This is a genomic window from Mycobacterium sp. BMJ-28, from assembly GCF_054404835.1.
On record NZ_CM136783.1, the window covers coordinates 5,481,499 to 5,508,088 of the forward strand.

Consider the following 26,590-nt stretch of genomic DNA (forward strand, 5'->3'; position numbering starts at 1 on the left):
AAGAGGCCTGATCATGGAAGAGACGGCGGGGGGCGCCGTCGCCGAGGATGTGCGCCGGCGAATTCTGTCCATGCTGTCCAGCGGGGCGTTGCGGCCGGGCTCGCGACTCGGCACCGAGCGGGAGATGGCCGAGAGCTTCGCGGTGTCCCGGGCGACACTGCGCAGCGCACTGCTGCCGCTGAGCCAGGCCGGGGTGCTGGAACGGCGCACCGGCCGCTCCGGGGGCACCTTCGTGCGCGCGGATATGGTGCAGCGCAACGCCGCCGAGCTGGCCGGTCTGCCCGCCCTGCTGCAGAGCGGCGGCCACACCAGCGCCACCAAGGTGCTGGCCACCGACCGCAGGCCCGCGACCTTCGCCGAGTCCGCAGCACTGGAAATCGCCGAGGACGCCGAGGTGTTCGTCATCCGGCGGCTGCGCTACGCCGACGGGGTACCGCTGTCGGTGGACATGTCCTGCTTCGTCGCCGACCAGGTGGGCGATCTGCTGGAACAGCCGCTGGGGGGATCGCTCTACGAACTGTTGCGGGTGCGCTACGGGCTGGCGCCGGCCACCACGAACGAGACGATCGAGGTGGTCAGCGCCAGTCCGCGGGAGGCGCAGTGGCTCGACATCGCGCACCGCAGGCCACTGCTGGCCATCACCCGGGTGGCCCGCGATACCACCGGCCGACCGTTCGAGTACGCCTACGACCTGTTCCGGGCGGACCGGGTGCGGCTGACCGCGACCAGCAACACCCGCATCACGCTAGCGCGCGCAGCCGAGGTTCGAGATCTCGCTTGAACAACTCCAGGAACCGCCGCTGGTCATGTCCGGGCGCGTGGAACACCAGGTGGTTCAGGCCCCAATCCACGTAATCCTTGACCTTCGCGACGGCCTCGTCGGGATCCGATGCCACGATCCAGCGCTTGGCGACCTGCTCGATGGGCAGCTCGTCGGCGGCCTTTTCCATCTCCAGCGGATCGTGGATGTTGGTCTTCTGCTCGGCGGTCAGTGACAGCGGCGCCCAGAAGCGGGTGTTCTCCAGAGCCAGTTCGGGATCGGTGTCGTAGGAGATCTTGATCTCGATCATCCGGTCCACGTCGTCGGGATTCTTGCCCGCCGCCTCGGCGCCCTCGCGCATCGCCGGAATCAGCTTGTCCTTGTACAGCTCCTCGCCCTTACCCGAGGTGCAGATGAAACCGTCGCCCGCGCGACCCGCGTACTTGGCCACCTGGGGACCACCGGCGGCGATGTAGATCGGGATGCCGCCCTCGGGCACGTCGTAGATCGAGGCGCCCTTGGTCTTGTAGTACTCGCCCTCGAAGTCGACCCGGTCGCCCAGCCACAATTCCCGCATCAGCCGCACCGATTCGCGCAACCGCGCGTAACGCTCCTTGAACTCCGGCCACTCGCCCTCATAGCCGGTGGCGATCTCGTTGAGCGACTCCCCGGTGCCGACACCGAGGAAAATCCGGTCCGGGTACAGACACCCCATGGTGGCGAACGCCTGCGCGATCACCGCCGGGTTGTACCGGAAGGTCGGGGTCAGCACCGAGGTGCCCAGCACCAGCCGCTTGGTGCGCTCCCCCACCGCTGTCATCCATGCCAGTGAGAACGGCGCGTGCCCGCCCTCGTGCCGCCATGGCTGGAAGTGATCGCTGACCGTCGCGCTGTCCATGCCGTGCGCCTCGGCCTCCACCGCCAACTCCACCAGTTCGCGCGGAGCGAACTGTTCCGCTGATGCCTTGTACCCCAGTTTGAGTTCAGCCACAGAGTCCTTTTTACTCCCCGCCTACACTCGCGGGCATGCCGGCAGCCCTGACCCGTATCACCGACACCATCTATTTCGTCCAGACCGATTTGGTGAACTGGACGCTGGTGGCCGATGACGACGGCGTCATCCTGATCGACGCCGGGTATCCGGGGAGCCGTGAGGAGGTCCTCGACTCGGTGCGCGAGCTGGGCTTCGGCCCCGAGGATGTGCGGGCCATCCTGCTGACCCACGCCCACGTGGACCACCTCGGCTCGGCCATCTGGTTCGCGAAAACCCATGGCACACCGGTGTATACGCACGCCACGGAGGTCGGACACGCCAAGCGGCAGTACCTGGAGCAGGCGTCGCCGGTGGATGTGCTGGCCCGCGCCTGGAATCCGCGCTACCTCGCGTGGTCGCTGGCACTGATTCGCAAGGGCGGCCTGACCCATGAGGGCATCCCGACGGCCGCGGCGTTCGACGAGAACATCGCGGCCACCCTGCCCGGTGCCCCGATCGCCGTTCCGACACCCGGACACACCGGTGGACACTGTTCCTATCTGGTCGACGGGGTGCTGGTGGCCGGGGACGCTCTGATCACCGGCCACCCGGTAAGCACCCGCCGCGGCCCGCAGCTGCTGCCGGGTCTGTTCAACCACGATCAGGACGGGTGTGTGCGCAGCCTGGCCGCGCTCGGCATGCTCGACACCGAGGTGCTGCTGCCCGGGCACGGCCCGGCCTGGCGCGGCCGGATCCTCGATGCGGCCGAACAGGCCGCCCGGTGAGCGACCCGGCACCGCTGCACCGGGACCGGCTGCGAGCGAACTCGTTCGGGTCCGCGGCCGCGCGTTATGACCGGCACCGGCCACGCTATCCTGCCGCACTCATCACCGATCTTGTTGACCGCCAAGGAATTCGGGTGCTCGATGTGGGCGCTGGTACCGGGATAGCCAGCGCCCAGCTGCGCGACGCGGGCGCCCATGTGCTGGCGGTGGAACCGGACCCGCAGATGGCCGAGATCGCCGAACGGAATGGCCTGACCGTCGAGGTGGCCACCTTCGAGGACTGGGACCCGGCGGGCCGCACCTTCGAACTGGTGGTGTTCGCGCAGTCCTTCCATTGGGTGGATCCGACGACCGCTTTACCCAAGGTTCGCGCACTGCTGACCGCCGGCGGCAGGCTGGCGCTGTTGTGGAACCGCATCGTGCCCGTCACGCCGACACCGGACCGACTCGGCTCGGCGTACGACGGGATCCTCGCGCAATGGCAGCGGCCGTCGACCGATATCGAGGGCGCCGACCTCGACCCGTTGCTGGCCGCCGCCGGTTTCACCGGTGAGCGCCACCGCTACGTCGAGCAGCCGCACTATGCCTGCGCCGACTGGGTGGACCTGGTCACCACCTACTCCAACGTGCTGCGACTGCCCGCCGCCGATCAGGACACGCTGCGTGCCCGGCTCACCGCGACCATCGGCGACGCCGGCGTGCACGCCGCCAATGACGCGCTGACCGTGCTGTGTCGTGCCACGGACGGCACGCCTAGGTGAGCACGCCGTAACCGAGAAGGAACACTCCGGTCAAGAACAGTCCGCAGGCCAAGACGATGGCCGGCATCAGGATCATCCCGTCCAGTTCGTCGTCGTCGAAGGGATCGGTGAGCACCCGGCCGAACAGCACCCTGCCGATCACATTGCCGCGCAGGGTGATCACCACCCGGCGGACGCCCGGGGACTCGCTCTTGCGGCCGACGGCAAGACGCAAGCCCACCCCGGCCAGTGCCGTCAACAGGGCCGCCGCCAGGATCAGCAGCCCGACGGTCGTTTGCGACACCGAATCAGATTAGCCTGCCCACCGTTTGGCGACGAGCTCATGCGAACGCAGCCGATCCTCGTGCCGGAACGCCACCGAGGTGATCACGAGCTCGTCGGCACCGGTCACCCGCTGCAGCGCGGCCAGCCGGTCTACCACCTGGTCCGGGTCGCCGACGAACTGGGTTTCCAGCCGGTCCTGGACCAGGGCCAGCTGCTCGTCGGTCAGCGGGGCGACGGTGTCGGGATCCGGGTACGGGGCGGCGCCGCCGTCGGCGCGGATGGAATGCACCCAATGGCCGAAGCTGGCCGCCAGGTGGCGCGCGGTCTTCTCATCATCGGCCGCCAGCACGTCGGCCGATAGCACCACATAGGGCTCGGCGAGCTCGGGCGAAGGCGCAAAAGCGTTGCGATAGGCCGCAACTGCCTCCAGCGCGGTCGCGGGCGCGATGTGATAGGCGGCCACGAACGGCAGCCCCAGCGCACCGGCCACCTGTGCACTCTGACCCTTCGAGCTGCCGAAGATCCAGGGTCGCAACGTGGTCGAGTCACCGGGCGTGGCGTGCGCCTCGAAGTCCCCGGCACGGTAGGTGCCACGCAGCAGCGCCACGATATCGGCCACCTGATCACCGAAATCCGGTGCAACGGCCTCGGGTTGTTGCAATGTCGCCATGATGGCGCGCAGCCGCGGATTGCGCATCAACGCCCCGACGTCGAACGGGGCGGGTATCACCACGCCGTCCACCTCGTGGCGTTCCCGCGGTGGTTTCGGGGTGCGCGGACCCTCGCGCAGCGACTCGGCACGCCGCTGGCCGGAGCGGCCGACACCGAGATCGATACGGCCCGGGTAGAAGGCATCCAGGATGCCGAAGCTCTCGACCACGGCGATCGCCGTGGTGTGCCCCAGCTGAACGGCGGCCGCTCCCACGTTGATGCTGTTGGTCGCCGCCGCGATCTGCCCGATCAGCACCGCGGGCGACGAGCTGGCCACCGCGACATAGTGGTGCTCGGCCACCCAGTAGCGGCGATAACCCCACAGCTCGGCGTGCTGGGCCAGGTCGACGGTGTTGCGCAGTGCCGTGGCCGCGTCACTGCCCGCGCTGATCGGCGCGAGATCGAGGATGGAAAGCGGAACGGTCATCACCTCATGTCTAACGTGCCGGGAGTGCGCACATTCCGGATGGGGGTGATCGAATCACCATGATCAGAATTTCGGCCTGCTAGCGTCGTCCCGATGCGCGCGGCGGCTCTGGTGGCACTGGTGTGCACGCTGCTTTCCGGCTGCGGCGCGGACCCCCAACCGGACGGTACCTGCGATCTGCGCGGCCTGCCGGCACAGGCCGGCGAGACCGTGCACCGCATCGAATCCGGCGGCCCGTTTCCCTATCCCCGCAACGACGGCGTGGTGTTCGGCAACTTCGAGGGCAGGCTGCCGCAGCACGAGCGCGGCTACTACCACGAGTACACCGTGCCGACCCCCGGCGTGTCGCACCGCGGCACCCGGCGGGTGATCACCGGCGGGAAACCCCTCACCGACCCGCCCGAGTTCTACTACACCGGTGATCACTACGAGTCGTTCTGCCTGATCGGAGGGGTATGAAGAGCTACCTGATCGACGGGAGCCGGATCGGTTCGAAGGCCGATTTCTTCACCGAGATCGGCAGGGCGGTCAACGGCGACGGCGGCTATTTCGGGTCGAATCTCGATGCGCTGGCCGACTGCCTGCGAGGGGGTTTCGGAACCCCGGCCGACGGCGGCTTCCGGTTCGTGCTGGCGCCGTACAAGCAGGCCAGGGCGGCCATCGGCGAACCGGTGTGGAGCACGCTGCTGAGGGTGTTCGCCGACTCCGGCGTGGACCTCTGGCTGACGAACGCCGCTTAGCGAACGGTCGCGATCCCGGCCAGGATGAGGTCGATCCCGGCCAGGAACTGGTCGCGGTCGTCGTGATCGCGAAGCTGGGCGGCCACCTGATGTACGAACGGGTAGCGCGCGGGATCGTGCTGCGTCCACTGCCGCGCGACCTCGGCGAGAAAGGCCGCGCGGTCCGCTCCGGCCACCTGGGAACGGGCGTTCTCGGCGTTCTGCCCCGCGACCCCCAGGATGTAGTTCGACAGCGCAGATGCCGAGTTGAACTGCGCCGCTTCGGGAATCCCGAGCGCTTGAATCCTGCCACCGATACCTTCGAAGATCTGCAACAGCGCCGACCAGGGGTGGCGATGCAACTGGGCGCCCACCCAGGGGTGCTCGTCGATGGCGTCGAACAGGCCCAGCGCGATGGCCCGGATGCCGGCCTCTGGTTCCGACGGGGAGGAATTCACAGCTCCCGTGGCGCCGGTCAGGACGCGGGTGACGACGGTGTCGGCCGCCGCGGCCAGTAGCGCGTTCTTGTCGGCCACGTGGTGATAGATCGCCCCGCTGCCGGTGGCCAGCCGGGCGCCGAGGGCGCGGAAGGTCAAAGCGTTCTCGCCCTCGGTATCGAGGATGTCGATCGCCGCCTCCACGATGCGCTCCTTCGACAGGGCGTCGACCCGGCGTTCCGTCACCTGCCCATCTTGACATGCATGGAACGTTGTTCCAACCTTGGTTGGAACAACGTTCCAACCAAGGAGGTCTGGATGACGCCACACGTCACGATCGTGGGCGCCGGAATCGGCGGTCTCACGCTGGCGCGGACACTGCACGTGCACGGCATCGCGAGCACCGTCTACGAAGCGGAGCCCTCGCCGGGCAGCCGCACGCAGGGCGGACAGCTCGACATCCACTCCGACACCGGTCAGCCCGCCCTCGCGATGGCCGGGCTGACCGAGCAGTTCCGCGCCGTCATCCATCACGGCGCCGAGGCGGACCGCGTGCTCGCCCCCGACGGCACGGTGCTGCTCGACCAGCCCGACGACGGCGCCGGGGACCGCCCGGAGGTGCTGCGCGGGGAGTTGCGCCGGGTACTTCTGAACTCCCTGCCCGCGGACACCGTGCGCTGGGGCCACAAGGTGTCCGGCGTCCGCACGGTCCGGGCCGGACGCCACGAACTGCACTTCGCCAACGGCCTATCTGTCACCACCGACCTGCTCGTGGGCGCCGACGGTGCGTGGTCCAAGGTGCGGCCCCTGCTGTCGGACGCGACGCCCGTCTACGCCGGGATGACATTCGTCGAAACCTATCTGTACGACGCGGACGAAAAACACCCGGCGGCGGCCGAGGCGGTCGGCGCCGGATCGATGTTCGCCGTGGCCGCCGGACAGTGGATCGGTGCGCACCGCGAACCGGACAACGTGCTGCACAGCTACATCGCCCTGCACCGATCCGCCGACTGGATCGAATCCGTCGACCTCACCGATCCCACCCGTGTCGCCGCCGAATTCGATGGCTGGGCAACCGAACTCACCGCACTGATCACCGACTGCGACGCCGGCCCCACCGTGCGCAAGATCTACACCCTGCCCGCCGATCACCGCTGGGACCGCGTCGCGGGCGTGACGCTGCTCGGTGATGCCGCCCACCTGTCGCCGCCATCGGGTGAGGGCGCAAACCTGGCGATGCGCGACGGTGCCGAACTCGCCGCGGCGATCGCCGCACACCCCGGTGACGTCGAGGCCGCCCTGAGCGCATACGAGGCGGTGATGTTCCCGCGCAGCGAGTCTGCCGCACGGGAAGCGCTACAGATGCAGGCCGCGTTGCACGGCGAACAGGCCCAACCCGACCTGATGGCCACCCTTTCGCGAAAAACTTGACACGTGTAAAGTTCGCCGCCATGGACAACATCAGTGGCAAGACCATCGCGATCACCGGAGCCGCCCGCGGTATCGGCTATGCCACCGCCAAAGCCCTGCTGGCCCGCGGCGCCCGCGTCGTCATCGGTGACCGTGATGTCGCGCTGCAGGAGTCGGCGGTCGTCGAACTCACCAAGCTGGGACAGGTCTCCGGCTATCCGCTGGACGTCACCGACCGGGAATCGTTCGCGACCTTCCTGGACAAGGCCCGCACCGACGGTGGCGGCCACATCGACGTGCTCATCAACAATGCCGGGGTGATGCCGGTGGGCCCGTTCCTGGACGAGACCGAACAGTCGATCCGGTCCTCCCTCGAGGTGAACGTGTACGGCGTGCTCACCGGCTCGCAGCTGGCACTGCCGGACATGGTCAAACGCCGCAGCGGCCATATCATCAACATCGCCTCGCTGTCGGGCCTGATCCCGCTGCCCGGGCAGGTGGTCTACGTCGGCGCCAAGTACGCCGTCGTCGGTCTGTCCACCGCGCTCGCCGACGAGATGGCGCCCTATGGGGTGAACGTCTCGGTGGTCATGCCGCCGTTCACCAATACGGAGCTGATCGCGGGCACCAAGTCCAGCGGCGCCATCAAACCGGTCGAGCCTGAGGACATCGCCGCGGCCATCATCAAGACGCTGGAGAAGCCGAAGACCCACGTGTCGGTGCCCCCACCGTTGCGGTTCACCGCGCAAGCCGCCCAGATGCTGCCCCCCAAGGCCCGGCGCGCGATGAACAAGGCACTCGGCCTGGACCGGGTGTTCCTGGAGTTCGACAAGGCCAAGCGCAAGAGCTACGAGGACCGCGCGCGGGCCGCCCAGGGCGTCATCGAGTCCGACGGCAAGTAACGCCGGGTGGTGCGCCCGCCGATGCCGGTGAGGATTTCGTAGTCGATGGTGCCGGTTGCCTCGGCCCAGTCCGCGGCGGTCGCGCCGGCGCCACCGAACAGCACGGCCCGATCCCCCTCGGTCACGCCACCGCCGTCGTGGCCGAGGTCCACCACCAGCTGATCCATGCAGATCCGGCCGACACCGTCGAATCGACGGCCGTTGATCAGCACCGGCAGCCGGTTGCTCAGCGCGCGGGGCACCCCGTCGGCGTATCCGCACGCCAGCACGGCAACCGTGGTGTCCCGCCGGGCAACCCACCGATGATTGTACGAGACCCCTTGTCCACCAGCGATTCTGCGGATCTGGGCCACCTCGGCGGTCAGCGTCATCGCCGCAACCAGCCCGAAATCGCCGAGCGCAGGCACCGGGCTGCAGCCGTAGAGTGCGATCCCCGTCCGGACAACGTCCCGGCACAGACTCCGATCGGTCAATGCGGCAGCCGAATTCGCGATGTGCACCCGTCGCGGCGGCAGCCCCGCGCGCGTCAGGTGCGCCACGGCGTCATCCAGCCCGGCGGCCTGAGCCGCATTGAGCGGATGCCCGGGTTCGTCACCGCGCGCCAGGTGACACATCACCGTGCGCAGCGTCAGCGCATCGTCTTTCAGCAACACACAGATGTCGGGCCAGTCACGTTCGGACACCCCGCCGCGCGCGAGCCCGGTATCGACCTTGACGCCCACCGTGGCGGTCCGGCCCAGCGTGCGGGCCGCCGAGATGACCGCCGCCAGCTGGGCGGGTGTGGAGACCACCACCTCGACACCGGCCTCGACCGCGGCCGCGAAATCCGTTGACGGCGTGTGCAACCACGCAATCACCGGCGCCGTGATTCCCGCCCGGCGCAGCGCCAGGGCCTCCCCCACCGTGGCGACCCCGAGTTCGGTGGCTCCCGCCCCCAGCGCGGCCCGGGCCACCTCGCCCGCGCCATGGCCGTAGCCGTCGGCCTTCACCACCGCGATCACCTCGGCGCCGGAGCGGTCCCCGATCACCCCGACGTTGTGCGCCACCGCCGCCAGGTCGATGACCGCTTCCGGGCTCATCTCAGTATTGGATCGCTTCGATCAGCGGGGACGGCTCATCCATCAACGCCCAGAACCGGTCCCGGATCGCCACGGTCATCGGGCCCGGTTCGCCGTTCCCGATGGGCTCGCCGTCCAGCGAGTTGATCGGCGTGACGCCACCGGCGGTGGTGACGGCCATCAACTCGTCGGCGTCATAAAGCTCGTGGCTGGTGACATCGCGCAGGGTCGCCTCGATGCCCATCTGGTCGGCCAGTTCGAAGACGGTCTTACGGGTGATGCCCGGCAACGCATTCCGCGACGGGGATGCCAGCTTGCCGTCCTTGACGATGCAGACGTTGAAGCCAGGACCCTCGGCGACGCAGCTGTCCGAGTCGAGCAGGATGGCCGTCCGCGCGCCGCGATCCTTGGCCTCGAAGCTGGCCGCGGTCAGGTCACCCCACTGGTAGTTCTTGACGGTCGGGTCGACGGTATTACGCCCGGCCCGGCGGACGTGGCGCGGCACGATGGCGGTGGTGCCGAAGATCTGCTCGGCGGGCGGGAACGCCCACAGGTACGGGATGGCGTAGATGTACACCTGATGGGTCAGCTTGGACAAGTCCTTCTCGCCCCTGCGCTTTCCGTAGCCCCTGGTGACGGTCAGGTTGACGAACGACTCCCGCAGCTGCGACAGCGACACACATTTCTTGGTGATCTCGGCGAGCTCGTCCTTGGACATCCCCGCGTCCAGCCGCAACTTGCGGGCCCCGTCGAGCAGCCGGTCCAAGTGGTCACCGAGCCGGAAGATGTTGCCGTGCCAGACATGCGCGACGGTGTAGGTCAGGTCGGAGTGCCCGAAGCCGGTGTCGAAGATGGAGATCTTGGCCTCTTCGGCGGGCATGTATTCACCCTCGATCCAGGCCACCCCGCCCGCGTACGGGCTGGAGGTGTCCAGTTCGTAGTCGCTGTACTGGATCACCGAGCCCGGCGGGGTGTCCTCGCGGATGGCACCGGGTTCGACGGCGACGAGGTTACTGGTGAGGCTGGTCGTGACGGTCATCAGGTGTATTCCTTTGGTAGAGATCGAAATTCAGGAGACGTGGGTTTTGGCGAAGTCCGGTCCGGCCTCGCCGGTGGCCAACCGCCTGCGCAGCCCGGTGGCGGCCCAGACCGCGGTGATCACGACGAGGCCCAAGAAGACGTAGCCGTTGCCTGCGAACTGCGGCAGGAAGATCAGGGCCGCGCACACCAACGTGAAAGCGATGGAGGCGAGCACAGCCACCGGAACCCGGGCCTTGCCGAGGTCGAACGTTCCCGGCTCGGCGGTCGGGATGGTGCCGCGGCGGGTGGCGATCATCACCGCAATGGCCTGCAGGAGGTACATCGCGCAGACCGCGAGCGAGGACAGCCCGAGGATGAGGAAGAACGCCTTCTCACTGACCAGTGCCGAGAGCAGCAGGACCGTCGAGAAACCGAAGATGCCCAGCACCGCGTAGGTGGGCGTCCGGTTCGACGGGGACACGTGCCGCCAGATGTGGGAGAACGGCAGCATGTTGTCGCGGGCCATCGAGTAGGTCAGCCGGGTGGCGACCAGGATGTTGGCCAGGATGCAGGCCAGCACGTTGGTCAGCGCCACGGCGACGACGATCTTGCTGATGACCGGGCCGACCTGCTGGGTGATGATCTCCTCGATGGGGGCCGCCGACGCGGCCTCGACCGCCCCGGCGTCCTTGATGGCCAGCACGTAGACGACGTACATGCCGAACTCGATCACGATCGAGGCAGTCAGCGCGTAGAACATGGTGCGGGGAATGACGTGGCGGGCGTTGATGGTCTCCTCGGCGATGTCCGCGCTGGCCTCCACTCCGATGAGGCCGAAGAACGGGCCGAGCGAGGCGGCCAGCCAGGCCAGCACGTACGGGGTGCTGCCATCGGAGGTGCCGCCGGTGAAGAGCACCGAGATGGACTGGTGGTTGTCCGGCGAGGAGAAGGCGACGATGGCGACGAGAATCGTTGCGCCGACGGTGATGACGAATTCCAGGCTCACGCCGATGTTGTTGACCATCGTCGCGAACCGCACACCGTACAGGTTGATGAGCATGCAGACGGCCATCACGCCGATGGCGACCAGGATCTGCGCCGTCTGGCTCATGTTCCAGCCGAACAGGCTGCCCAGATAGCCGGACAGGATGAAGCCGACACCGGTCATGCCGCAGATCCAGCCGGCCAGCGCCAGTACGCCGGTGAACAAGGACATCGTCGAGCCGACGAGACGACTGGTCCACTGGTAGGAATAGCCGGCCAACGGGATCTTGGCGGTGAGGTCCGCGGCGATCAGTGTCCAGATCACGAACACTGCGGCGGCGACCAGCAGGGTCCAGACGAATGGTCCGCCGGCGGTGAAGTAACCCGCACCGAAACCGGTGAAGACGGCTGTGGTGGCGCTGATGGTGGCGAAGCCGATGGCGAAGGACGCGAGCTTGCCGACCGAACGGTCGAGCTTCTGGGTATAGCCGAACTGCTCGAGCTTGGCATCCTCGGTGTTCGCGGGTTGCGCAGCCTTCGCGTCGGCGGTGGACGCTACATCGGTCATGGGTTCTCCAGACGAAGGGCGGTGTCGGTTCACGTGCAGTGCCCCAAGAAAACTCCCTTGACCAGGTATGCGGAAGTTCTAATAACTGATGTACTGATAACTTGCGGTTATCAGTCGGTCAGTAATCAGTTGCTGAGCGCTCGCCGGCCTCACCCTCGCCGAAGCTCCATTGCTCCCGGACGTGACTGACGAGTGCGGCGGCTTCCGGGCTCAGCGTGGTGGGGTTCCAGGCCAGTGCCGTGTAGTTGCGCGGCCGGTCGACGATCGGTACGTAGGCGATACCCGGCCGGTCATACAGCCGCGCGCTGGCCTCGCTGGTGAAGCTGATGCCGAGCCCCCGGGCGATCGTGGTCGTCTCCTCTTCGTACGTCGCCGCCACCGCTGCGATGGTGGGCGGCGCAGACCGGACATCCATCGCCATCCAATAGTCCCGCCAGCATCCGGCGCTTGCCGGCGCGACCACGATGGGGTCGTCGAGCAGTTCGGTGATCGACAGCTCGGTGCGGTGCGCGAGGCGGTGATCGCGTGGCAGGCAGGCAACCCAGGATTCGGCGTCCAGGATGAACATCCGGTGCTCCGGCAGATCCACCGGCGGCCGGATGATGGCGACCTCGCTGGTGCCGTCGGCAAGCCCAGCCGTTGGGTCGTTGAAGTCGAACTCCCTTGGCTCCAAACGGATATCGGGCTCGGCGGCCTCGAAGTGCCGGGCCAGCCGGAAAAGCAGGTCGGCGCCGGTGCCGATCAGGTAGCCCAGCCGGATCCGGCGATCCCGCTGCGCCAGGGTGACGAGGTCGTCGATCACCGATTCCACACCCGAGATGGCCTTACGGACTTGGGGAAGCCACGCGGCACCGAGTTCGGTGAGCGCGACCTCGCGGGTACTGCGGGTGAACAGCACCACCCCGAAACTGTGCTCGAGCGCCTTGATCGCGGTGGACAGCGCCGGCTGGGTGATGAACAGGCGCTCGGCGGCGCGACGGTAGTTCAGCTCCTCGCCGAGGACGGCGAAGTAGCGCAGCTGCCGCAGCGTCACATCAGACACGACAACCCTCGGTGAGGTCGCGAACCTCGGCGTACCGCTCCCGCACCGCGGGTACCGCGGTGGCCTCGTGACACTGCGCGGGCGCCGAATCCCATTGCGGCAGTGCGCCGGTCGCCGCCCATGCGGCTTGGCGCGCCGCACCGAGTGCGACATATTCGGCCGGGTCCGGCACCAGCACCGGCAACCCGAACACCGTCGGCGCGATCACGCGCAGCGCCTCGGATTTCGCGCCGCCGCCGATGAGCAGTACCCGCCGGACCGGCACACCCAGCGCGGTGAGGTGATCCAATCCGTCGGCAAGGGCGCACAGCAGCCCCTCCACCGCGGCGCGCGCCAGATTGGTGGCGGTGGCATTACCCACCCGCAGTCCGTGCACCGCACCGGTGGCCTCGGGCCGGTTCGGGGTGCGTTCACCCTCCAGGTACGGAACCATCACCAAACCCTCGCTGCCGGGTGCGGCGGCCAGCGCCAGCCGGGACAATTCGTCGTGATCCACGCGCAGCAGGGTGGCCGCGGCGTCGAGCACCCGCGCGCCGTTGAGGGTGCACACCAGCGGCAGGTGCCTGCCGGTGCCGTCCGCGAAGCCGGCGACGAAGCCCCCGGTCTCGCGGACCGGCGCGGCGGCGATCGCCGACACCACTCCCGACGTGCCGATGGAGACGATGACGTCGCCCTCGGTGGCCCCGAGACCCAGCGCGGCGGCGGCATTGTCGCCGAGGCCGGCGCCGAACACGCGCTCACCCGCGGGTACGCCCGCCTCCGGGGCCAGCACGCGCGGCAACGCCGGCCGCCGCCCGCGCAGCGCCAGTTCCAGCAGGTCCGTGCGGTAGGCGTCGGTGGCCGCGTCGAAATACCCGGTGCCACTGGCGTCGCTGCGATCGGTGACCAAACCGTCCAGTCCGGTCTGCCCGCGCAGCCGCCATGTCAGCCAGTCATGCGGCAGGCACACCGCCGCGGTGCGGTCGGCGTTGGCCGGTTCGTGGTCGGCCAGCCAGCGGAGTTTGGCGACCGTGATGGCGGCCAGCGGGACCACTCCGACAGCCTCGGCCCAAGCCCGCGGACCGCCCAGATCGGTCACCAGATCGGCTGCCGCGCCCGCCGAGCGGGTGTCGTTCCACAGCAGCGCGGGTCGCACCACCTGGCCGCCGGAGTCCAGGCACACCATGCCGTGCTGCTGGGCACCGACCGACACCGCCGCGACGTCACCCAGCCCGCCGGCCGCCTCGAGTGCCGCGGCGGCCGCGGATTCCCATGCGGCGGGGGCGATTTCGGTACCGTCGGGATGGCTGGCCCGGCCCACACGTTCGACACGCCCGGTATCTGCGTCGCAGACGAGCACCTTGCAGGACTGGGTGGAGGAGTCGATTCCCGCGACGAGCGTCATGGGACGGCTACCCTAGCCGAACTCCGGGGCCGCGTCACCGTTGCGGTAGGACTCGATGCGGTCGAGCTGTTCGAACAGCTGACCATGTGTGAACGGGTACTGCAGGGTGGTGCCGACCAGCACCACCCGCACGATCGCGCCGTCCTCGGTCGCGTCCAGCCACAGCGACGTCACCGGCAGTCCGTCGGCGACCTCGGCGCCGGACGGCTCGAAGAACCAGACCGCATAGTCGTCGTTGGACTCTTCTTCGTCGAAGGCCCAGCCGCGCTCGGTGATGCGTTCGTCGAACTCGGCCAGGTCGGCGACGACGCCATCCGGGATGGCGGCCAGCTGCGCCATCACCGCATCGGGAACCCGGCGGGTGGCGGCCAGGCGTTTGCGCCGGCGGGCCTTCTTCGCGTCTCCACGCTTGGACACGCGTTAACCCAGCGCCCGGTCCAGGTCGGCGATCAGGTCCTCGGTGCCTTCCAACCCGATCGACACGCGCACCACCCCGTCGCCCAGACCGATCGCCGCCCGGCCCTCCGGCCCCATCGCCCGGTGCGTGGTGGTGGCCGGATGGGTGATCAGCGACTTGGCGTCACCCAGGTTGTTGGAGATGTCGATGACCTGAAGTCTGTCGAGCACCTGGAAGGCGCGGTCTTTGCCGCCATCGAGCTCGAACGTGACCACGGTGCCCCCGCCCCGCATCTGCCGCTTGGCCAGGTCGTACTGCGGATGTGATTCCAGGAAGGGGTATTTGACCCAGTTTACACCCGGCTGCGCCTCAAGGAATTCGGCCACCCGCTGCGCCGAACGGTTCGAGTAGTCCACCCGGACGGCCAGCGTCTCAAGACCTTTGAGCATCGTCCAGGCGTTGAACGCGCTGATCGCCGGACCGGTGTGGCGCATCAGCTTCTGCACCGGACCGTCGATGTATTCCTTGTCGCCGAGGATCGCGCCGCCCAGCACCCGACCCTGACCGTCGATGTGCTTGGTACCCGAGTACACCACCACATCCGCACCCAGCGGTAGGCCCTGCTGCAGCAGCGGGGTGGCGAACACGTTGTCCAGCACCACCTTTGCGCCGGCGGCGTGAGCCAGCTCGGACACCGCGGCGATGTCGACCAAGGATTGCATCGGGTTGGACGGGGTCTCGAAGAAGACGGCCTGAGTGGGTGTGCTCAGCGCCTGCTCCCATTGCGACAGGTCATCCCCGTCGACGAACACCGTCTCCACACCCCACCGCGGCAGGATCTCGTTGCACACCACGAAGCAGGACCCGAACAGGCTGCGGGCCGCCACCAGCCGGTCCCCCGCACCCAGCAGCGCGCCCAGTGCGGTGAACACCGCGGCCATCCCGGTGGCCGTGGCGAAGGCCGCCGGAGCGTCCTCGATGAGACGCAGCCGCTCCTCGAACATCGAGATCGTCGGGTTGCCGTAGCGCGAGTACACGTACCGGTCGATCTCACCGGTGAACGCCTGTTCGGCGCCGGCGGCCGACTCGTAGACGTAGCCGGAGGTGAGGTACAGGGCTTCGGAGGTCTCCTCGAAACCGGACCGCAGCAGCCCGCCGCGAACACCGAGGGTGGCCTGGCTGACGCCGTCGGGCAACGGCGCCGGAATCCGGACGGATGGAACCTCACTCATCGAACTGCCCCTAGCTCTGTTTCCATGGAAGCCCGACGGCCTTCCAGCCGGTACCGCCGCGGTGGCGGTTCTGGTCCAGATTGCCCTCGAACCCGTCGAGCACGTTGTAGGAGGGTCCCAGACCCGCCTCGGTGGCGGCGATGGCCGCGCCGATGGACCGGTTCCCGGATCGGCACAGGAAGATCACCGGCCGCTGCGCGGGCGCGACGCCGGCGCTGGTGAGGTCGGCGACGAATGCGTCGTTGTGGCTGCCGTCGGTCTTGTTCCACTCGACGTACACCACATCGCGGCGCAACTCGGTCAGATCGGGCACTCCGACGAAACGCCACTCCGCTTCGGTACGGCAGTCGACCAGGACGGCGGCCGGGTCCTCGGCGAGCAGCTTCCAGGCTTGCTCCGGTGTGATGTCTCCGGCGTAGCGCTGGTCTTCGGGTGTGGACACACCTAATACCGTAATAGTGGCCGGACCCCGCAGGCACCAAGGGCTAGGCCGGGCCGGCCGCGCACACCTTCCACGCGCCGTCTTCGCGGACCAACGTCATGTCCACGGTGACCAAGGCATCCGGCGCGTCCTTGAAGTGATAGGTCACCTTGGTGGTGGCACGATCACCGTCGACCACCACGTTGCCGACGCCGTCGACGTAGCGTTCCCCCCGTTTGGCCACCGAATCACGTTGCCGGGCAAGGACATCTTCCTGTTTTCCGTGCTGCGCGGTGCAGGTGTACCCGACGAAGTCCGGGTAGCTCTGCCGCTGCAGCGCATCGTTCTGTCCCGACACGGCGTTGCCGATCTGCTCGGGGTCACCACCGTCGCCGCTGTGGCGGTTGAACAAAAAAATTCCGGTGATCACAACGACGATGATCACCAGGGCGCCCAGGAACGGTGCCACCGAGCGGTCGGTGCTGCTCTCGTCCTGGTCGCTCACGACTGCCAGAGCTTACGCAGCACATGTGACGTGCGCTGCGCTCGGTCCCGGGCCACCGTCACGTCGGGCGCGGTGGCCAGGGTGGCGCCCAGCCGGTACCGGCCGTCGGACTCGTCGAGCCGGTCGAACAGTCGGACATCACTCTCGGCGACGGCCAGCGCTTCGGCGAGTACGGCAAGGACATCCGCCCGACTGACCGCTGCGCCGCCGGTGTCCGCCCCGCCGTAAGCGACCTCGGCCGCCCCTGGCGACACCATGATGGTGTCCACCGACAGGCCCAGCACGGCGCGGGCATGCAGTTCGAACTCCGACAACCGCTGGGTGCGCACGGTCAGCAGGCCGGTGTCGTCGGGCCGGGGCCGCACCGTGGAGAAGTACACCTCGTCGCCGCGGACCAGCAGTTCCACCGCGAAGACGCCGCGCCCACCCAGCGAGTTGACGATGCGTGCCGCGATCGACTTGGCGGCATCGAGCGCGGCAGGTGCCAGCCGGTGCGGCTGCCAGGTGGCCAGTGTGCCGTCCTCGGCGGTGCGGTGGCCGATGACCTCGCAGAAGTGCACGGCGGGCCCGGTCGGTCCGGTGGTGCGCACCGTCAGCAGCGTCACCTCGTCGTCGATGTCGACCACCGTCTCCGCCAGCACCCGGTTGTGCGTGGTGTGCCCGGCGGCGACGGCCCGGTGCCAGGCCGGTTCGACATCTTCGGGACGCAGCAGCACCGATCGGCCGTCACCGGGTGCGCCCTCGACCGGTGTCACGGTCAGCGGGAAACCGGCATGTTCGGCGACGGTGGCCAGTTCCTCGGCCGATCCGGCGAACCAGAACGGGACGGTGGGCAGGCCGAGTTCATCGGCGGCCAGCCGGCGCAGGCCCTCGCGGTCCTGGCTCAGCCGGGTGGCTCGCGGCGTCGGGAACACCACCGGGAAGTCGTCGGTGCCCTCGGCGACGGCGATCAGCACATCCGTGGCGACCACGCCCGATTCGACCACCACGAAATGCGGCTGTTCCTTGTCGATCACCGCGGTCAGCGCCTCGGGATCGTTCATCTTGACCACCACGGCGCGGTCGGCGACCGCATGCGCCGGAGCGTCCGCGTACCGGTCCACCGCGACCACGAACGCGCCCAGCCGTTGAAAGGCCAGCGCCAGTTCACGACTGGTTTCGCCGGAGCCGAGCAGCATCACGACGGGTACGGCGATATTGCCGGCTTGCTTCACGTCCTCAGTCATTGCCAACCCACCCTGCCAGATCGTCAGCCCAACCGGATATCGATGTAGCACCACCGCCAGGATTCGCCCGGTTCGGCCGAGCGCATGACCGCGTGACCGGTCTGATGGAAATGCGCGGCGGCGTGCTGATGCGGGCTGGAATCACAACACCCGACGTGCCCACAGGTCAGGCACATGCGCAGGTGGGCCCAGGCGTGCTCGCCGTCCTCGTCGCATTCCTGGCAGCGTCCCGGCGTCAGCGGTTCCGGCTCTACGATGCCCACCGCGGACTGAAGGTGTTCACACGTTTTGGGGGTGGGAGCCGCCGACGCTCCTGAGCCTCCAGATTCGCGCCGACGTGATCTCTTCAGCATATTGATCAAGGATACGGACGGGCGTTGACGAGCACCGTCCGGCAAGGGGGTTGCCGAAATGGAAGGCACACTGCTGGCGGTGCTGGCGGCCGCGGTGCTGTTGGCCGGCGTCAGCCGCCGCTTCGATGTGTCGGCTCCGTTGGCGCTGGTGGTCGCCGGGCTGGCGGCCAGCGCCATCCCCGGGTTCGGATCGGTCGAGCTGGACCCCGAGTTGGTGCTCAACGTGATCCTGCCGCCACTGCTGTGGTCGGCCGGGCTGGAGAGCAGCTACGTCACCATGCGCCAGCACATCCGCCCGATCGGGTTGCTGGCCGTCGGCCTCCCGCTGGCCACCACACTGGCCGTCGGGTTTGTGGCGTTCCATACGGTCCCCGAGCTGACGATCACCGCGGCGCTGACCCTGGGCGCCATCGTGGCGCCACCCGACGCGGTGTCGGCAACCGCCGTCGGCCGCCGGCTCGGACTACCGCGCCAGATCATGACACTGCTGGGCGGCGAGAGCCTGCTCAACGACGCCACCGCGCTGACCGCCTACAAGGTCGCCCTGGCCGCGGCCATCGGTGCGTCGGCGTCCTGGGGAACGGGGCTGGCCACCTTCGGGCTGGCGGTGGCCGGGGGGCTGGTCGTGGGCCTCGCGGTCGGCTTGCTCATCGCGTTCGTCCGGTCCCGGCTGGACGACCCGCTGGTGGAGAGCGCCATCGGGTTGATCGCCCCGTTCGTGATCTATCTGTTGGCCGAGGAGATCCACGGCTCCGGTGTGCTGGCGGTGGTGGTCGCCGCACTGATTCTGGGGCAGCGGTCGACGCTGGCCGGCTATGCCACCCGGTTGCAGGACGACGCGGTGTGGAAGGCGTTGCAGCTCATTCTGGAATCCTTCGCTTTCCTGCTGATCGGGCTGCAGCTGCCCGAGGTGGTGCACGAGCTCACCGGCATCTCGTTCGTGAAGATCGCGGTGTCCTCGATCTCGGTGCTGGCAACGGTGATCGTGGTGCGGATCGTGTGGGTGTTCGTGTTCGCATACACCCCGCGCCTGCTGTTCCGGCGGGTCCGGGAGAACGAACCCCGGCCGGGCCCGGCCGAGGTGTTCGTACTGGCGTGGGCCGGGATGCGCGGGGTGGTGTCGCTGGCGGCGGCCTTCGGTGTGCCGTTGACCACCCTGAGTGGGGATGCCTTCCCCGGCCGTCCGCAGCTGGTGTTCCTGACTTTCGTGGTGGTGGTCGGCACGCTGCTGCTGCACGGCCTGACGCTGCCCTGGGTGATCCGGCACTTCTGCGTACGCAGCGACGACGCGCAACAGGACGCGCTGTCCGAGGCGGCCGCGCAGGACAAGGCGGCCCGGGCCGCCGCCGACCGGCTGGACGAACTCCTCGAAGAACAACGCGCCGGCGGGTCCGCCATGCGCGACGGCGCCGCGGCGGTGCTGCGGAAGTGGAACACCGCACGGCGCAACGCGGCATGGGAACGGCTGGGCCGCAGCGAGGAGGAACTCGGCGAGAGCCCGGCCTCGGCGTTCCGCCGGCTGCGCCTGGAGATGCTGTCCGCCGAACGCGCGACGTTCATCGCCGAACGCGACGCCGGCAATATCGACGACGAGGTGCTGCGCTCGGTGTTGCGTGGCCTCGACCTGGAAGAGGCGACGCTCAACCGGCGGTGAACTGCGCCATGGCGCCGAGCACGGCGGCCATCACCCGATGCGCCGCGGCCAGGTCCTCGTCCGGCAGATCGGCCATCGCCCGCGAGTTGAGCTCGGCCAGTGGGGTGAAGAAATTCCTGGCCACGGCCAGCCCGTGGTCGTCGTAGCGCAGGATGACCTTGCGGCGGTCGGCGGGATCGGTGTCGCGGCGCAGGTGCCCGGACGCGATCATCCGTTCCACCAGATAGGTGACGGCCGCCCCTGAGGTGCCCATCAGCTTGCGCAGTTCCCCTGCGGTCAACGGCGTTCCGGCCGACTCGGCGACCATGACGTGCAGCAGCGCCCGAAAATCATTGGCGCTCACGTTGTTCTGGCTGGCGAACGTCCTGCCGATCTGCTCGGACTGGGCCGTCAGCGCCCGCACATCGACGGAGATCTGCGCCTCCAGCGAGGCACGGTCCGGTCTCGGCATACGCGGCATCCTACAGTTGATTAATATTTAAGTTTCTGAAATATTCGATCCATGCCCAGCCGTCTCTCCGGGGTATTGGCCCTGATCGTGGTGTTGACCTCCGGCGTGCTGATGGCGCTGCTCGGTTCCGGCGACTCGTCGTCCCAATCGCCGGTGGCCGTGCCGGCCAACGCCGAGGCCGCCCGCGCCGACGCCGCGCGCGCCGAATTCCCCGGCGGCGATCAGGCCCCGGCCATCATCGTGGTGACCCGCACCGATGACGGCCCCCTCTCGCCCGCCGACATCGCCGCGGCCGGCCCCGGCGCCACGGTGTCCGGCGACGGCAAGGCCGCGGTCGTGGTCGCCCCACTACCGGCCGACTTGTCCGGTTTCGCCCTCAACGACGCGGTACGGGACCTGCGTACCGCCACGACCTCGAAACTGCCCGACGGTCTGCGGGCCCAAGTGACCGGCGGCCCCGCCTTCGGCGCCGATATCGCCAATTCCTTTGCCGGAGCGAACATCACGCTGCTCGCGGTGACGGCGACGGTGGTGGCGCTGCTGCTCATCGTCACCTATCGCTCCCCCGTGCTGTGGCTGGCGCCACTGCTGGTGATCGCGTTCGCCGACCGGGTCGGCAGTGTTGTCGGTACCGCCGTCGCCTCGGGGGTGGGGCTGAGCCCGGACGGATCGACCGGTGGGATCACCAGCGTGCTGGTGTTCGGCGCGGGCACCAACTACGCACTGCTGCTGATTTCGCGCTATCGCGAAGAACTGCAGCGCTTCTCAGATCATCGGGAAGCGCTGCGGGTGGCGTTGCGCGCCGCAGCGCCGGCGATCCTGGCCAGTAACGCCACCGTGGTGTTGGCGCTATTGACTCTGCTGTTAGCCTCGGCGCCGAGCAACCGCAGCCTGGGCGTGCAGTCCGCCGCCGGCCTGGTGGTCGCCGCCGTCTGCGTGCTGCTGGTGTTGCCGCCGCTGCTGGGATTGTGCGGGCGCCGGTTGTTCTGGCCGTTCATCCCGGTGACCGACTCGCACACCAAACCCCTTACCGAGAGTGGCATCTGGCATCGGATCGCCGGTGCCGTCGCACGCCGGCCGGCCGTGGTCGCGACGGCGGCGCTTGCAGCGCTCGGCGTGTTGTGTGCCGGGCTGTTCGGTACGCCCGTCGGACTGTCCCAGACCCAGCAGTTTCGGGTGCAGGCCGAATCGGTCGCCGGTTACGACACCCTGGCCGCCCATTTCCCCAGCGGGCTGACCGATCCCACCCGGGTCATCGCGCCGACGGCCTCCGCCGGCGCGGTCGCCCGCGCCATCACCGGCACGCCGGGCGTCACCTCCGCCGTCCCGGCGGGGCAGTCGGCATCCGGGCTGGCCCAGTGGTCGGTGGTGCTCGACGCCAAGCCGGCCTCGGAGCGGGCCTTCACCATCATCGATGCGCTTCGCGATTCGGTGCACGGCGCCGACGCGGCCGCCCTGGTGGGCGGCTCGGATGCCCACGCACGCGACGCGGCCGCCGCCGCTCAACGCGACCGGCTGGTGGTGATCCCGGCAATCCTGGCCGTGGTACTGGCGGTGTTGTTCGTCCTGTTGCGTTCCGCCCTGGCGCCGTTGCTGCTGGTGGCGGTGACGGTGCTGTCCGCGCTGGCGGCACTGGGCGTGGGCGGTTGGGCCAGCGTGCACCTGTTCGGATTCCCGGCGCTGGACAACGGAACTCCGCTGTTCGCCTTTCTGTTCCTGGTGGCCCTCGGTGTCGACTACACGATCTTCCTGGTGACCCGCGCCAAGGAGGAGACCCGGCAATTCGGCAACTCCGGCGGCATCGTGCGGGCGGTGTCGGCCACCGGTGCCGTCATCACCAGCGCGGGCATCGTGCTGGCGGCGGTGTTCTGCGTGCTCGGGGTGCTGCCGCTGATCGTGCTGACCCAGTTGGGCATCATCGTCGGCCTCGGCATCCTGCTGGACACCTTCGTGGTGCGCACCGTGATCATCCCGGCTCTGTTCACCCTGATCGGGCCGCGCATCTGGTGGCCGGGGCTGCACGCCGACCGCTAGCGTGGCTGGCATGACCATAGGCGTACTGTGCGCGATCCCCGATGAGCTCGCCAGTTTCGTCGAGCTCATGCAGGACGCCACGCACACCGAGGTGGCGCAGTGGGTATTCGTCGAAGGATCCATCGACGGGCATCGGGTGGTGGCCACCGAGTCCGGGATGGGCAAGGTGAACGCCGCGACGGCGACCACGCTGTTGTTGAACTTCGGCGCTGACGCCGTCATCTTCACCGGTGTCGCCGGTGGACTGAGCCCGGAACTGGCCATCGGCGACATCGTCGTCGCCGAGAGGATCGTCGCCATGGATTCCGGAATCATTGAACAGGAACGACTTTCGCTCTACCAACCGGGACACGTGCGGTTCTTCAACCCGACCGATGAACTCGGCTTCGAAGTGGATGGGAATCTGCTGGGGCGGGTGAAACGCAAACTGTCGGCCGTCTTGCTGCCGATTCTCGACGCGGAGGCCGGCGGCCAGGACCGTGCACCGCGGATCACCTTCGGCACCATCGTGTCCGGTGACGCCTACCTGCACTGCGCGGTCACCCGCGACCGCCTGCACCGGGAATTGGGCGGATCAGCCATCGAGATGGAAGGCGCGGCGGTGGCTCAGGTCTGCACCGCGTTCGGCGTGCCCTGGCTGGTGATACGCGCTCTGTCCGACCTCGCCGGACGCGACCCGGACATCGACTTCACCCTCTACACCACCCAGGTGGCCCACGCGGCGGTGCACATCGTGCATTCGTTGCTGTCGACCATCTCCGAACGCAGCGAATAGGCAGCTGACGTGGCGGTCATGGACGAGCTGTCACTGCCGACGACGCTGGGACGGCTACGGGTGCAGACCCGTGGCACCGGTGACACCATCCTGTTCTGGCCGAGCCTGCTGATGACCGGCGATATGTGGGCCGGGCAGGCCGAAGCCTTCGGAGCCGGGCACCGGGTGGTGCTGATCGATCCGCCCGGCCACGGTGGCAGCGAAAAGCTCACCGCCCCATTCACTTTCACCGACTGCGCCCGCACCGTCGTCGACCTGCTGGACGGCCTGGGTATCGAGCGCGCGCATTTCGTCGGCAATTCCTGGGGCGGCATGATCGGCGGCACGTTCGCCGCCCGGCATCCCGACCGGGCCGGGCACGCCGTCCTGATGAACTGCACGGCCTCGGCGGCCGGCCGGCGCCAGCGGCTGGAATACGGACTGCTGTTGCGTGCCGCCCGGCTGCTCGGCGGTATCCGCGGCCCGCTGACCCGCGAGGTGCTCAAGGCCTTCCTCGGGCCGACCACCATGACCACCCGTCCCGACGTGGTGGCATTCGTCCGGGCCGCCGCCGCGCGCGCCGACGTACGTTCGGCGTCGTGGGCGGTGCGCAGCGTAGTGCCGCGCCGCCCGGATCAACGTGCGTTGCTGGGCAACGTGCGCACCCCGGTACTTGTGGTCGCGGGCGCCGAAGACGCCACCTTTCCCCGGCCGAGACGCTGGCGATGGCCGACGCCATCCCGGGCGCCGCAACGGCAGTGCTGGACGGGGTGGCCCACCTGGCGGCGCTGGAGAACCCGGCCGTCGTCAACGCCTTGATCAAGGACTTTCTGTTCGGCGCGTAACGTTCAATCATGACTGACAGCGCGACTCGGGCCCTGCCGCCGGTGCACATGCGGCGCAACGGCTTCGACCCGATACCCGAACTCGGCGCCATCCGGGATTCGGTGGGCGTGCAGCAGGTGGTGAGCGCGTTGGGCAACACCGTCTTCCTGGTCACCCGGCACGAGGATGTGAAGGCCGTGCTGGCCGACCACGAACATTTCTCCAACCAGCGCCCGCCCGGCTTCACGCTGCCCGGCGCGGAGGAGGTCTCGGCAGAGGAACAGGCCAGCGCGCGGGCCGGCAATCTGCTGGCCCAGGATCCGCCCGAGCATCAGCGGCTGCGCCGGATGCTCACCCCGGAATTCACCATCCGGCGGATGAAACGGCTGGAACCGCGGATCGCCGAGATCGTCGAGCAACGTCTGGACGCGATGGCCGCCGCCGGCCCGACCGTCGATCTGATCGACGAATTCGCCTTGCCCATACCATCATTGGTGATCTGCGAACTCCTCGGCGTGCCGTACGCCGATCGCGCCTCCTTCCAGGAGCGGTCGGGCCGCCAGCTGGACCTGTCGCTGCCGATCGCCGAGCGGATGGCGCTGCAACGGGAGAGTCGCGACTACATGCACGGCCTGGTTGCCACCGCCCGGAACGCACCCGGCGAGGACATCCTGGGCATGCTGATCCGCGAACACGGCACCGAACTGACCGATGACGAACTGGTCGGCATCGCCGGGCTGCTGTTGCTGGCCGGGCACGAGACCACTTCCAACATGCTGGGCCTGAGCACGCTCGCGTTGCTGTGCCAGCCCGATCAGCTGGCCCTGGTGCGCGACCAACCCGATGCGGTGGGGCCGGCGATCGAGGAACTGCTGCGCTGGCTGTCGGTGGTGCAACACGCGATTCCCCGGTTCACCACCGCCGACGTCGAGGTGGCCGGCGTGCCGATCCCGGCCGGCAGCCTGGTGTTCGCGTCGCTGCCCTCGGGCAATCGGGATCCGTCGTTCGTGACGGATCCCGACGTTCTCGATCTGCACCGCGGGGCACCGGGCCACCTCGCCTTCGGGCATGGTGTTCACCACTGCCTGGGTGCCCCGCTGGCCCGGATGGAGATGCGAATCGCGCTGCCGGCGTTGTTCCGCCGGTTCCCCGGCCTGGCCCTGGCCGGAGACCTCGACGGTGTCGAATTCCGGTCCTTCAATTTCATCTACGGACTACGGTCGCTACCAGTGACGTGGACGGACGAGAAGGGGTGAGGTGACCATGCACATCGACGCCGACCGGGACGCGTGCATTGCCGCGGGCAACTGCGTGATGGTGGCCGACGCCCTTTTCGATCAGGACGATGACGGCGTGGTGGTGCTGCTCGCCGACGAGGTGCCCGCCGGGCAGGAGGCGCGAGCCCGGGAAGCGGTCAAGCTCTGCCCGGCCAGCGCACTGCGCGAGGTGCCGTAGGCACAGACACCCGGGCACTGACGAATCATGTTGCAGCCATGGATGATTGCGGTTCAATCGATGGCGTCGGGCAGGTGGATCAATCCGGAGCGCGCCAGCAGCATCAGACTCACCACCAGCACCCACACCGGGAACACCAGGGTGAGCCAGATGGACGTGTCGGCGCCCACCAGCAGGATCGCCGCCGTGGTGTAGGTCGTCCACACCAGCCAACGGGGCATCACACCGGATTTCAGCCAGATGGTGGCCAGCGAGATCATGAAGACCGCCGCCATCCGCAAGGCATAGGTCCTGCCGAGTGCGGTCAGCAGCATGGTCGCGAACGACACCACCTCGTCGCGCGCCGCCGGATCGATCACGTGAGCGCTGCTGTGCGCCAAGCCCATTCCGACACAGGTGGTTGCGAACACCATCGCAAGGAATAGCAGGCCCGCACCGAGGAACACGGTGGCGAAGAACTTGTCCTCGACCGGCGCGAAACCGTCCCGCACCACCCCGATGAACCACAGGAAAGCGATGCCGGCGAACGGCATCAGTGTCGCCGCGAGTTTGATCCGGCCGCTGCCCACCGAAGACCATTGCGAACCAGGGGCGCCACCTGCCGGTACCGCCGTCCACAACAGCACGAGTGCGGTGGTGAACAACAAGGCGAACAGCACACCGGCGACCGCCGCGGCCCGCGGGGTACTCAGGCGGTGCAATGGGGGTGGCGTCGTCACCGCGCCAATGTTCGCATCCGGCGGCGTGCGCCGCGCGTAAATCTAGCTCTGCAGTGGATTCACGATGTGTTTGATGATGCCGTGGTGGCCGCAATGGCGGCTCCCGGCAACCGGGATCGAGGTGCAGCCAGGGCTACGGCAAGCGCGATTCATGTAGGTCATGGGTTGAAACTCCAGGTGGTCGAAAGCTCCCCGGTTTCCGGGGGCAAAAAGCGAAGGGCTGCCAGGGGGAAGACGCGGGTACTCCGCGGGGCCCGTGGGCGCTCAAGTGCCACCAGTGTCTCACATCTGTCCCTTCGGTGTAGCGTGGAGTGAATCCAAGCCGACGAGGCTCAGACACTCACCCCGCTTAATTTCGG

General features: G+C 68.4%; 29 protein-coding genes and 1 pseudogene. 13 read left to right on the forward strand and 17 right to left on the reverse strand.

The window, feature by feature from the left end:
* Window positions 1-13 precede the first annotated feature (13 nt).
* The gene (locus tag ACXPWS_RS27240) at window positions 14-781 is read left to right on the forward strand and encodes a GntR family transcriptional regulator (protein ID WP_458709636.1); all 768 of its coding nucleotides are present in this window, start codon (window positions 14-16) and stop codon (window positions 779-781) included.
* On the opposite strand, the gene fgd is transcribed toward ACXPWS_RS27240, so the two are convergent.
* A complete protein-coding gene (gene fgd, locus ACXPWS_RS27245) occupies window positions 741-1,751 on the reverse strand; it encodes a glucose-6-phosphate dehydrogenase (coenzyme-F420) (protein ID WP_458709637.1) in 1,011 nt (336 codons plus the stop codon). The genes ACXPWS_RS27240 and fgd overlap by 41 nt on opposite strands.
* A gap of 35 nt (window positions 1,752-1,786) precedes the next feature.
* Between fgd and ACXPWS_RS27250 the strand changes: the two genes are divergently transcribed.
* Both ACXPWS_RS27250 and ACXPWS_RS27255 read left to right on the forward strand, forming a co-directional pair.
* Window positions 1,787-2,518 carry an MBL fold metallo-hydrolase gene (locus ACXPWS_RS27250; protein WP_458709638.1) on the forward strand — a complete coding sequence of 244 codons (732 nt, stop codon included), beginning with the start codon at window positions 1,787-1,789 and terminating at the stop codon, window positions 2,516-2,518.
* Window positions 2,519-2,532: 14 nt separating this feature from the next.
* Window positions 2,533-3,279, forward strand: a complete 747-nt coding sequence (locus ACXPWS_RS27255; protein WP_458713713.1) for a class I SAM-dependent methyltransferase — start codon at window positions 2,533-2,535, stop codon at window positions 3,277-3,279.
* On the opposite strand, the gene ACXPWS_RS27260 is transcribed toward ACXPWS_RS27255, so the two are convergent.
* Both ACXPWS_RS27260 and ACXPWS_RS27265 read right to left on the reverse strand, forming a co-directional pair.
* Entirely contained in the window at window positions 3,272-3,562 is a 291-nt protein-coding gene (locus ACXPWS_RS27260) for a hypothetical protein (RefSeq protein WP_458709639.1), read from the reverse strand. The two genes, ACXPWS_RS27255 and ACXPWS_RS27260, sit on opposite strands and share 8 nt — an antisense overlap.
* A 9-nt stretch (window positions 3,563-3,571) precedes the next feature.
* Window positions 3,572-4,681 (reverse strand): LLM class flavin-dependent oxidoreductase, encoded by a 1,110-nt coding sequence (locus ACXPWS_RS27265; protein ID WP_458709640.1) that lies wholly within the window; start codon window positions 4,679-4,681, stop codon window positions 3,572-3,574.
* Window positions 4,682-4,774: 93 nt separating this feature from the next.
* On the opposite strand from ACXPWS_RS27265, the gene ACXPWS_RS27270 reads away from it, so the two are divergent.
* Together ACXPWS_RS27270 and ACXPWS_RS27275 are read left to right on the forward strand one after the other, a co-directional pair.
* Window positions 4,775-5,140, forward strand: coding sequence for a guanyl-specific ribonuclease (locus ACXPWS_RS27270; protein ID WP_458709641.1), 366 nt, complete (start codon window positions 4,775-4,777; stop codon window positions 5,138-5,140).
* Window positions 5,137-5,421, forward strand: coding sequence for a barstar family protein (locus ACXPWS_RS27275; protein ID WP_458709642.1), 285 nt, complete (start codon window positions 5,137-5,139; stop codon window positions 5,419-5,421). Before ACXPWS_RS27270 ends, ACXPWS_RS27275 begins: the two co-directional genes overlap by 4 nt.
* On the opposite strand, the gene ACXPWS_RS27280 is transcribed toward ACXPWS_RS27275, so the two are convergent.
* Window positions 5,418-6,083 (reverse strand): TetR/AcrR family transcriptional regulator, encoded by a 666-nt coding sequence (locus ACXPWS_RS27280; RefSeq protein WP_458709643.1) that lies wholly within the window; start codon window positions 6,081-6,083, stop codon window positions 5,418-5,420. The two genes, ACXPWS_RS27275 and ACXPWS_RS27280, sit on opposite strands and share 4 nt — an antisense overlap.
* Window positions 6,084-6,155: 72 nt before the next feature.
* Between ACXPWS_RS27280 and ACXPWS_RS27285 the strand changes: the two genes are divergently transcribed.
* Together ACXPWS_RS27285 and ACXPWS_RS27290 are read left to right on the forward strand one after the other, a co-directional pair.
* Window positions 6,156-7,268, forward strand: coding sequence for an FAD-dependent oxidoreductase (locus ACXPWS_RS27285; protein WP_458709644.1), 1,113 nt, complete (start codon window positions 6,156-6,158; stop codon window positions 7,266-7,268).
* Between the two features lie 20 nt (window positions 7,269-7,288).
* Window positions 7,289-8,149: an SDR family oxidoreductase gene (locus ACXPWS_RS27290; protein ID WP_458709645.1), complete on the forward strand. Its 861-nt coding sequence runs from the start codon at window positions 7,289-7,291 to the stop codon at window positions 8,147-8,149.
* On the opposite strand, the gene alr is transcribed toward ACXPWS_RS27290, so the two are convergent.
* The 11 genes from alr to ACXPWS_RS27345 form a co-directional block, all read right to left on the reverse strand.
* Window positions 8,095-9,228 carry an alanine racemase gene (gene alr / locus ACXPWS_RS27295; RefSeq protein ID WP_458709646.1) on the reverse strand — a complete coding sequence of 378 codons (1,134 nt, stop codon included), beginning with the start codon at window positions 9,226-9,228 and terminating at the stop codon, window positions 8,095-8,097. The genes ACXPWS_RS27290 and alr overlap by 55 nt on opposite strands.
* 1 nt (window position 9,229) lies before the next feature.
* Window positions 9,230-10,246 carry an aminotransferase class IV gene (locus ACXPWS_RS27300; RefSeq protein WP_458709647.1) on the reverse strand — a complete coding sequence of 339 codons (1,017 nt, stop codon included), beginning with the start codon at window positions 10,244-10,246 and terminating at the stop codon, window positions 9,230-9,232.
* A gap of 30 nt (window positions 10,247-10,276) precedes the next feature.
* Window positions 10,277-11,779 (reverse strand): APC family permease, encoded by a 1,503-nt coding sequence (locus tag ACXPWS_RS27305; protein ID WP_458709648.1) that lies wholly within the window; start codon window positions 11,777-11,779, stop codon window positions 10,277-10,279.
* 118 nt (window positions 11,780-11,897) lie between these two features.
* Window positions 11,898-12,821 (reverse strand): LysR family transcriptional regulator, encoded by a 924-nt coding sequence (locus ACXPWS_RS27310; protein WP_458709649.1) that lies wholly within the window; start codon window positions 12,819-12,821, stop codon window positions 11,898-11,900.
* On the reverse strand, window positions 12,814-14,205 hold the full coding sequence (locus ACXPWS_RS27315) for an FGGY-family carbohydrate kinase (protein WP_458709650.1): 1,392 nt from the start codon (window positions 14,203-14,205) through the stop codon (window positions 12,814-12,816). Before ACXPWS_RS27315 ends, ACXPWS_RS27310 begins: the two co-directional genes overlap by 8 nt.
* Window positions 14,206-14,217: 12 nt before the next feature.
* Complete coding sequence (locus ACXPWS_RS27320; RefSeq protein ID WP_458709651.1) at window positions 14,218-14,622, reverse strand: hypothetical protein; 405 nt, start codon at window positions 14,620-14,622, stop codon at window positions 14,218-14,220.
* 3 nt (window positions 14,623-14,625) lie between these two features.
* On the reverse strand, window positions 14,626-15,834 hold the full coding sequence (locus ACXPWS_RS27325) for an O-succinylhomoserine sulfhydrylase (protein ID WP_458709652.1): 1,209 nt from the start codon (window positions 15,832-15,834) through the stop codon (window positions 14,626-14,628).
* 10 nt (window positions 15,835-15,844) lie between these two features.
* Window positions 15,845-16,276 (reverse strand): rhodanese-like domain-containing protein, encoded by a 432-nt coding sequence (locus ACXPWS_RS27330; protein ID WP_458709653.1) that lies wholly within the window; start codon window positions 16,274-16,276, stop codon window positions 15,845-15,847.
* Between the two features lie 43 nt (window positions 16,277-16,319).
* On the reverse strand, window positions 16,320-16,760 hold the full coding sequence (locus ACXPWS_RS27335; RefSeq protein WP_458709654.1) for an Rv0361 family membrane protein: 441 nt from the start codon (window positions 16,758-16,760) through the stop codon (window positions 16,320-16,322).
* Window positions 16,757-17,986, reverse strand: coding sequence for a formate-dependent phosphoribosylglycinamide formyltransferase (gene purT, locus ACXPWS_RS27340; protein WP_458709655.1), 1,230 nt, complete (start codon window positions 17,984-17,986; stop codon window positions 16,757-16,759). The genes ACXPWS_RS27335 and purT overlap by 4 nt, the downstream gene beginning before the upstream one ends.
* Window positions 17,987-18,009: 23 nt before the next feature.
* Window positions 18,010-18,336 (reverse strand): UBP-type zinc finger domain-containing protein, encoded by a 327-nt coding sequence (locus ACXPWS_RS27345; protein ID WP_458713714.1) that lies wholly within the window; start codon window positions 18,334-18,336, stop codon window positions 18,010-18,012.
* A 61-nt stretch (window positions 18,337-18,397) separates the two neighbouring features.
* On the opposite strand from ACXPWS_RS27345, the gene ACXPWS_RS27350 reads away from it, so the two are divergent.
* Window positions 18,398-19,993 carry a Na+/H+ antiporter gene (locus ACXPWS_RS27350; protein ID WP_458709656.1) on the forward strand — a complete coding sequence of 532 codons (1,596 nt, stop codon included), beginning with the start codon at window positions 18,398-18,400 and terminating at the stop codon, window positions 19,991-19,993.
* Here the strand turns inward: ACXPWS_RS27350 and ACXPWS_RS27355 are convergent.
* On the reverse strand, window positions 19,980-20,444 hold the full coding sequence (locus ACXPWS_RS27355) for a MarR family winged helix-turn-helix transcriptional regulator (RefSeq protein WP_458709657.1): 465 nt from the start codon (window positions 20,442-20,444) through the stop codon (window positions 19,980-19,982). The two genes, ACXPWS_RS27350 and ACXPWS_RS27355, sit on opposite strands and share 14 nt — an antisense overlap.
* Window positions 20,445-20,495: 51 nt before the next feature.
* On the opposite strand from ACXPWS_RS27355, the gene ACXPWS_RS27360 reads away from it, so the two are divergent.
* The 5 genes and pseudogenes from ACXPWS_RS27360 to ACXPWS_RS27380 all read left to right on the forward strand — a co-directional run bounded on the left by ACXPWS_RS27360 (window position 20,496) and on the right by ACXPWS_RS27380 (window position 25,512).
* A complete protein-coding gene (locus ACXPWS_RS27360) occupies window positions 20,496-22,478 on the forward strand; it encodes an MMPL family transporter (protein ID WP_458709658.1) in 1,983 nt (660 codons plus the stop codon).
* A gap of 10 nt (window positions 22,479-22,488) precedes the next feature.
* The gene (locus ACXPWS_RS27365) at window positions 22,489-23,253 is read left to right on the forward strand and encodes a 5'-methylthioadenosine/adenosylhomocysteine nucleosidase (protein ID WP_458709659.1); all 765 of its coding nucleotides are present in this window, start codon (window positions 22,489-22,491) and stop codon (window positions 23,251-23,253) included.
* 18 nt (window positions 23,254-23,271) lie between these two features.
* Window positions 23,272-24,077: pseudogene (locus tag ACXPWS_RS27370) on the forward strand (alpha/beta fold hydrolase).
* A 9-nt stretch (window positions 24,078-24,086) separates the two neighbouring features.
* Window positions 24,087-25,313, forward strand: a complete 1,227-nt coding sequence (locus ACXPWS_RS27375; RefSeq protein ID WP_458709660.1) for a cytochrome P450 — start codon at window positions 24,087-24,089, stop codon at window positions 25,311-25,313.
* Window positions 25,314-25,320: 7 nt separating this feature from the next.
* Window positions 25,321-25,512: a ferredoxin gene (locus ACXPWS_RS27380; RefSeq protein WP_458713715.1), complete on the forward strand. Its 192-nt coding sequence runs from the start codon at window positions 25,321-25,323 to the stop codon at window positions 25,510-25,512.
* Between the two features lie 53 nt (window positions 25,513-25,565).
* On the opposite strand, the gene ACXPWS_RS27385 is transcribed toward ACXPWS_RS27380, so the two are convergent.
* Complete coding sequence (locus ACXPWS_RS27385; protein ID WP_458709661.1) at window positions 25,566-26,231, reverse strand: hypothetical protein; 666 nt, start codon at window positions 26,229-26,231, stop codon at window positions 25,566-25,568.
* Window positions 26,232-26,590: the final 359 nt, after the last annotated feature.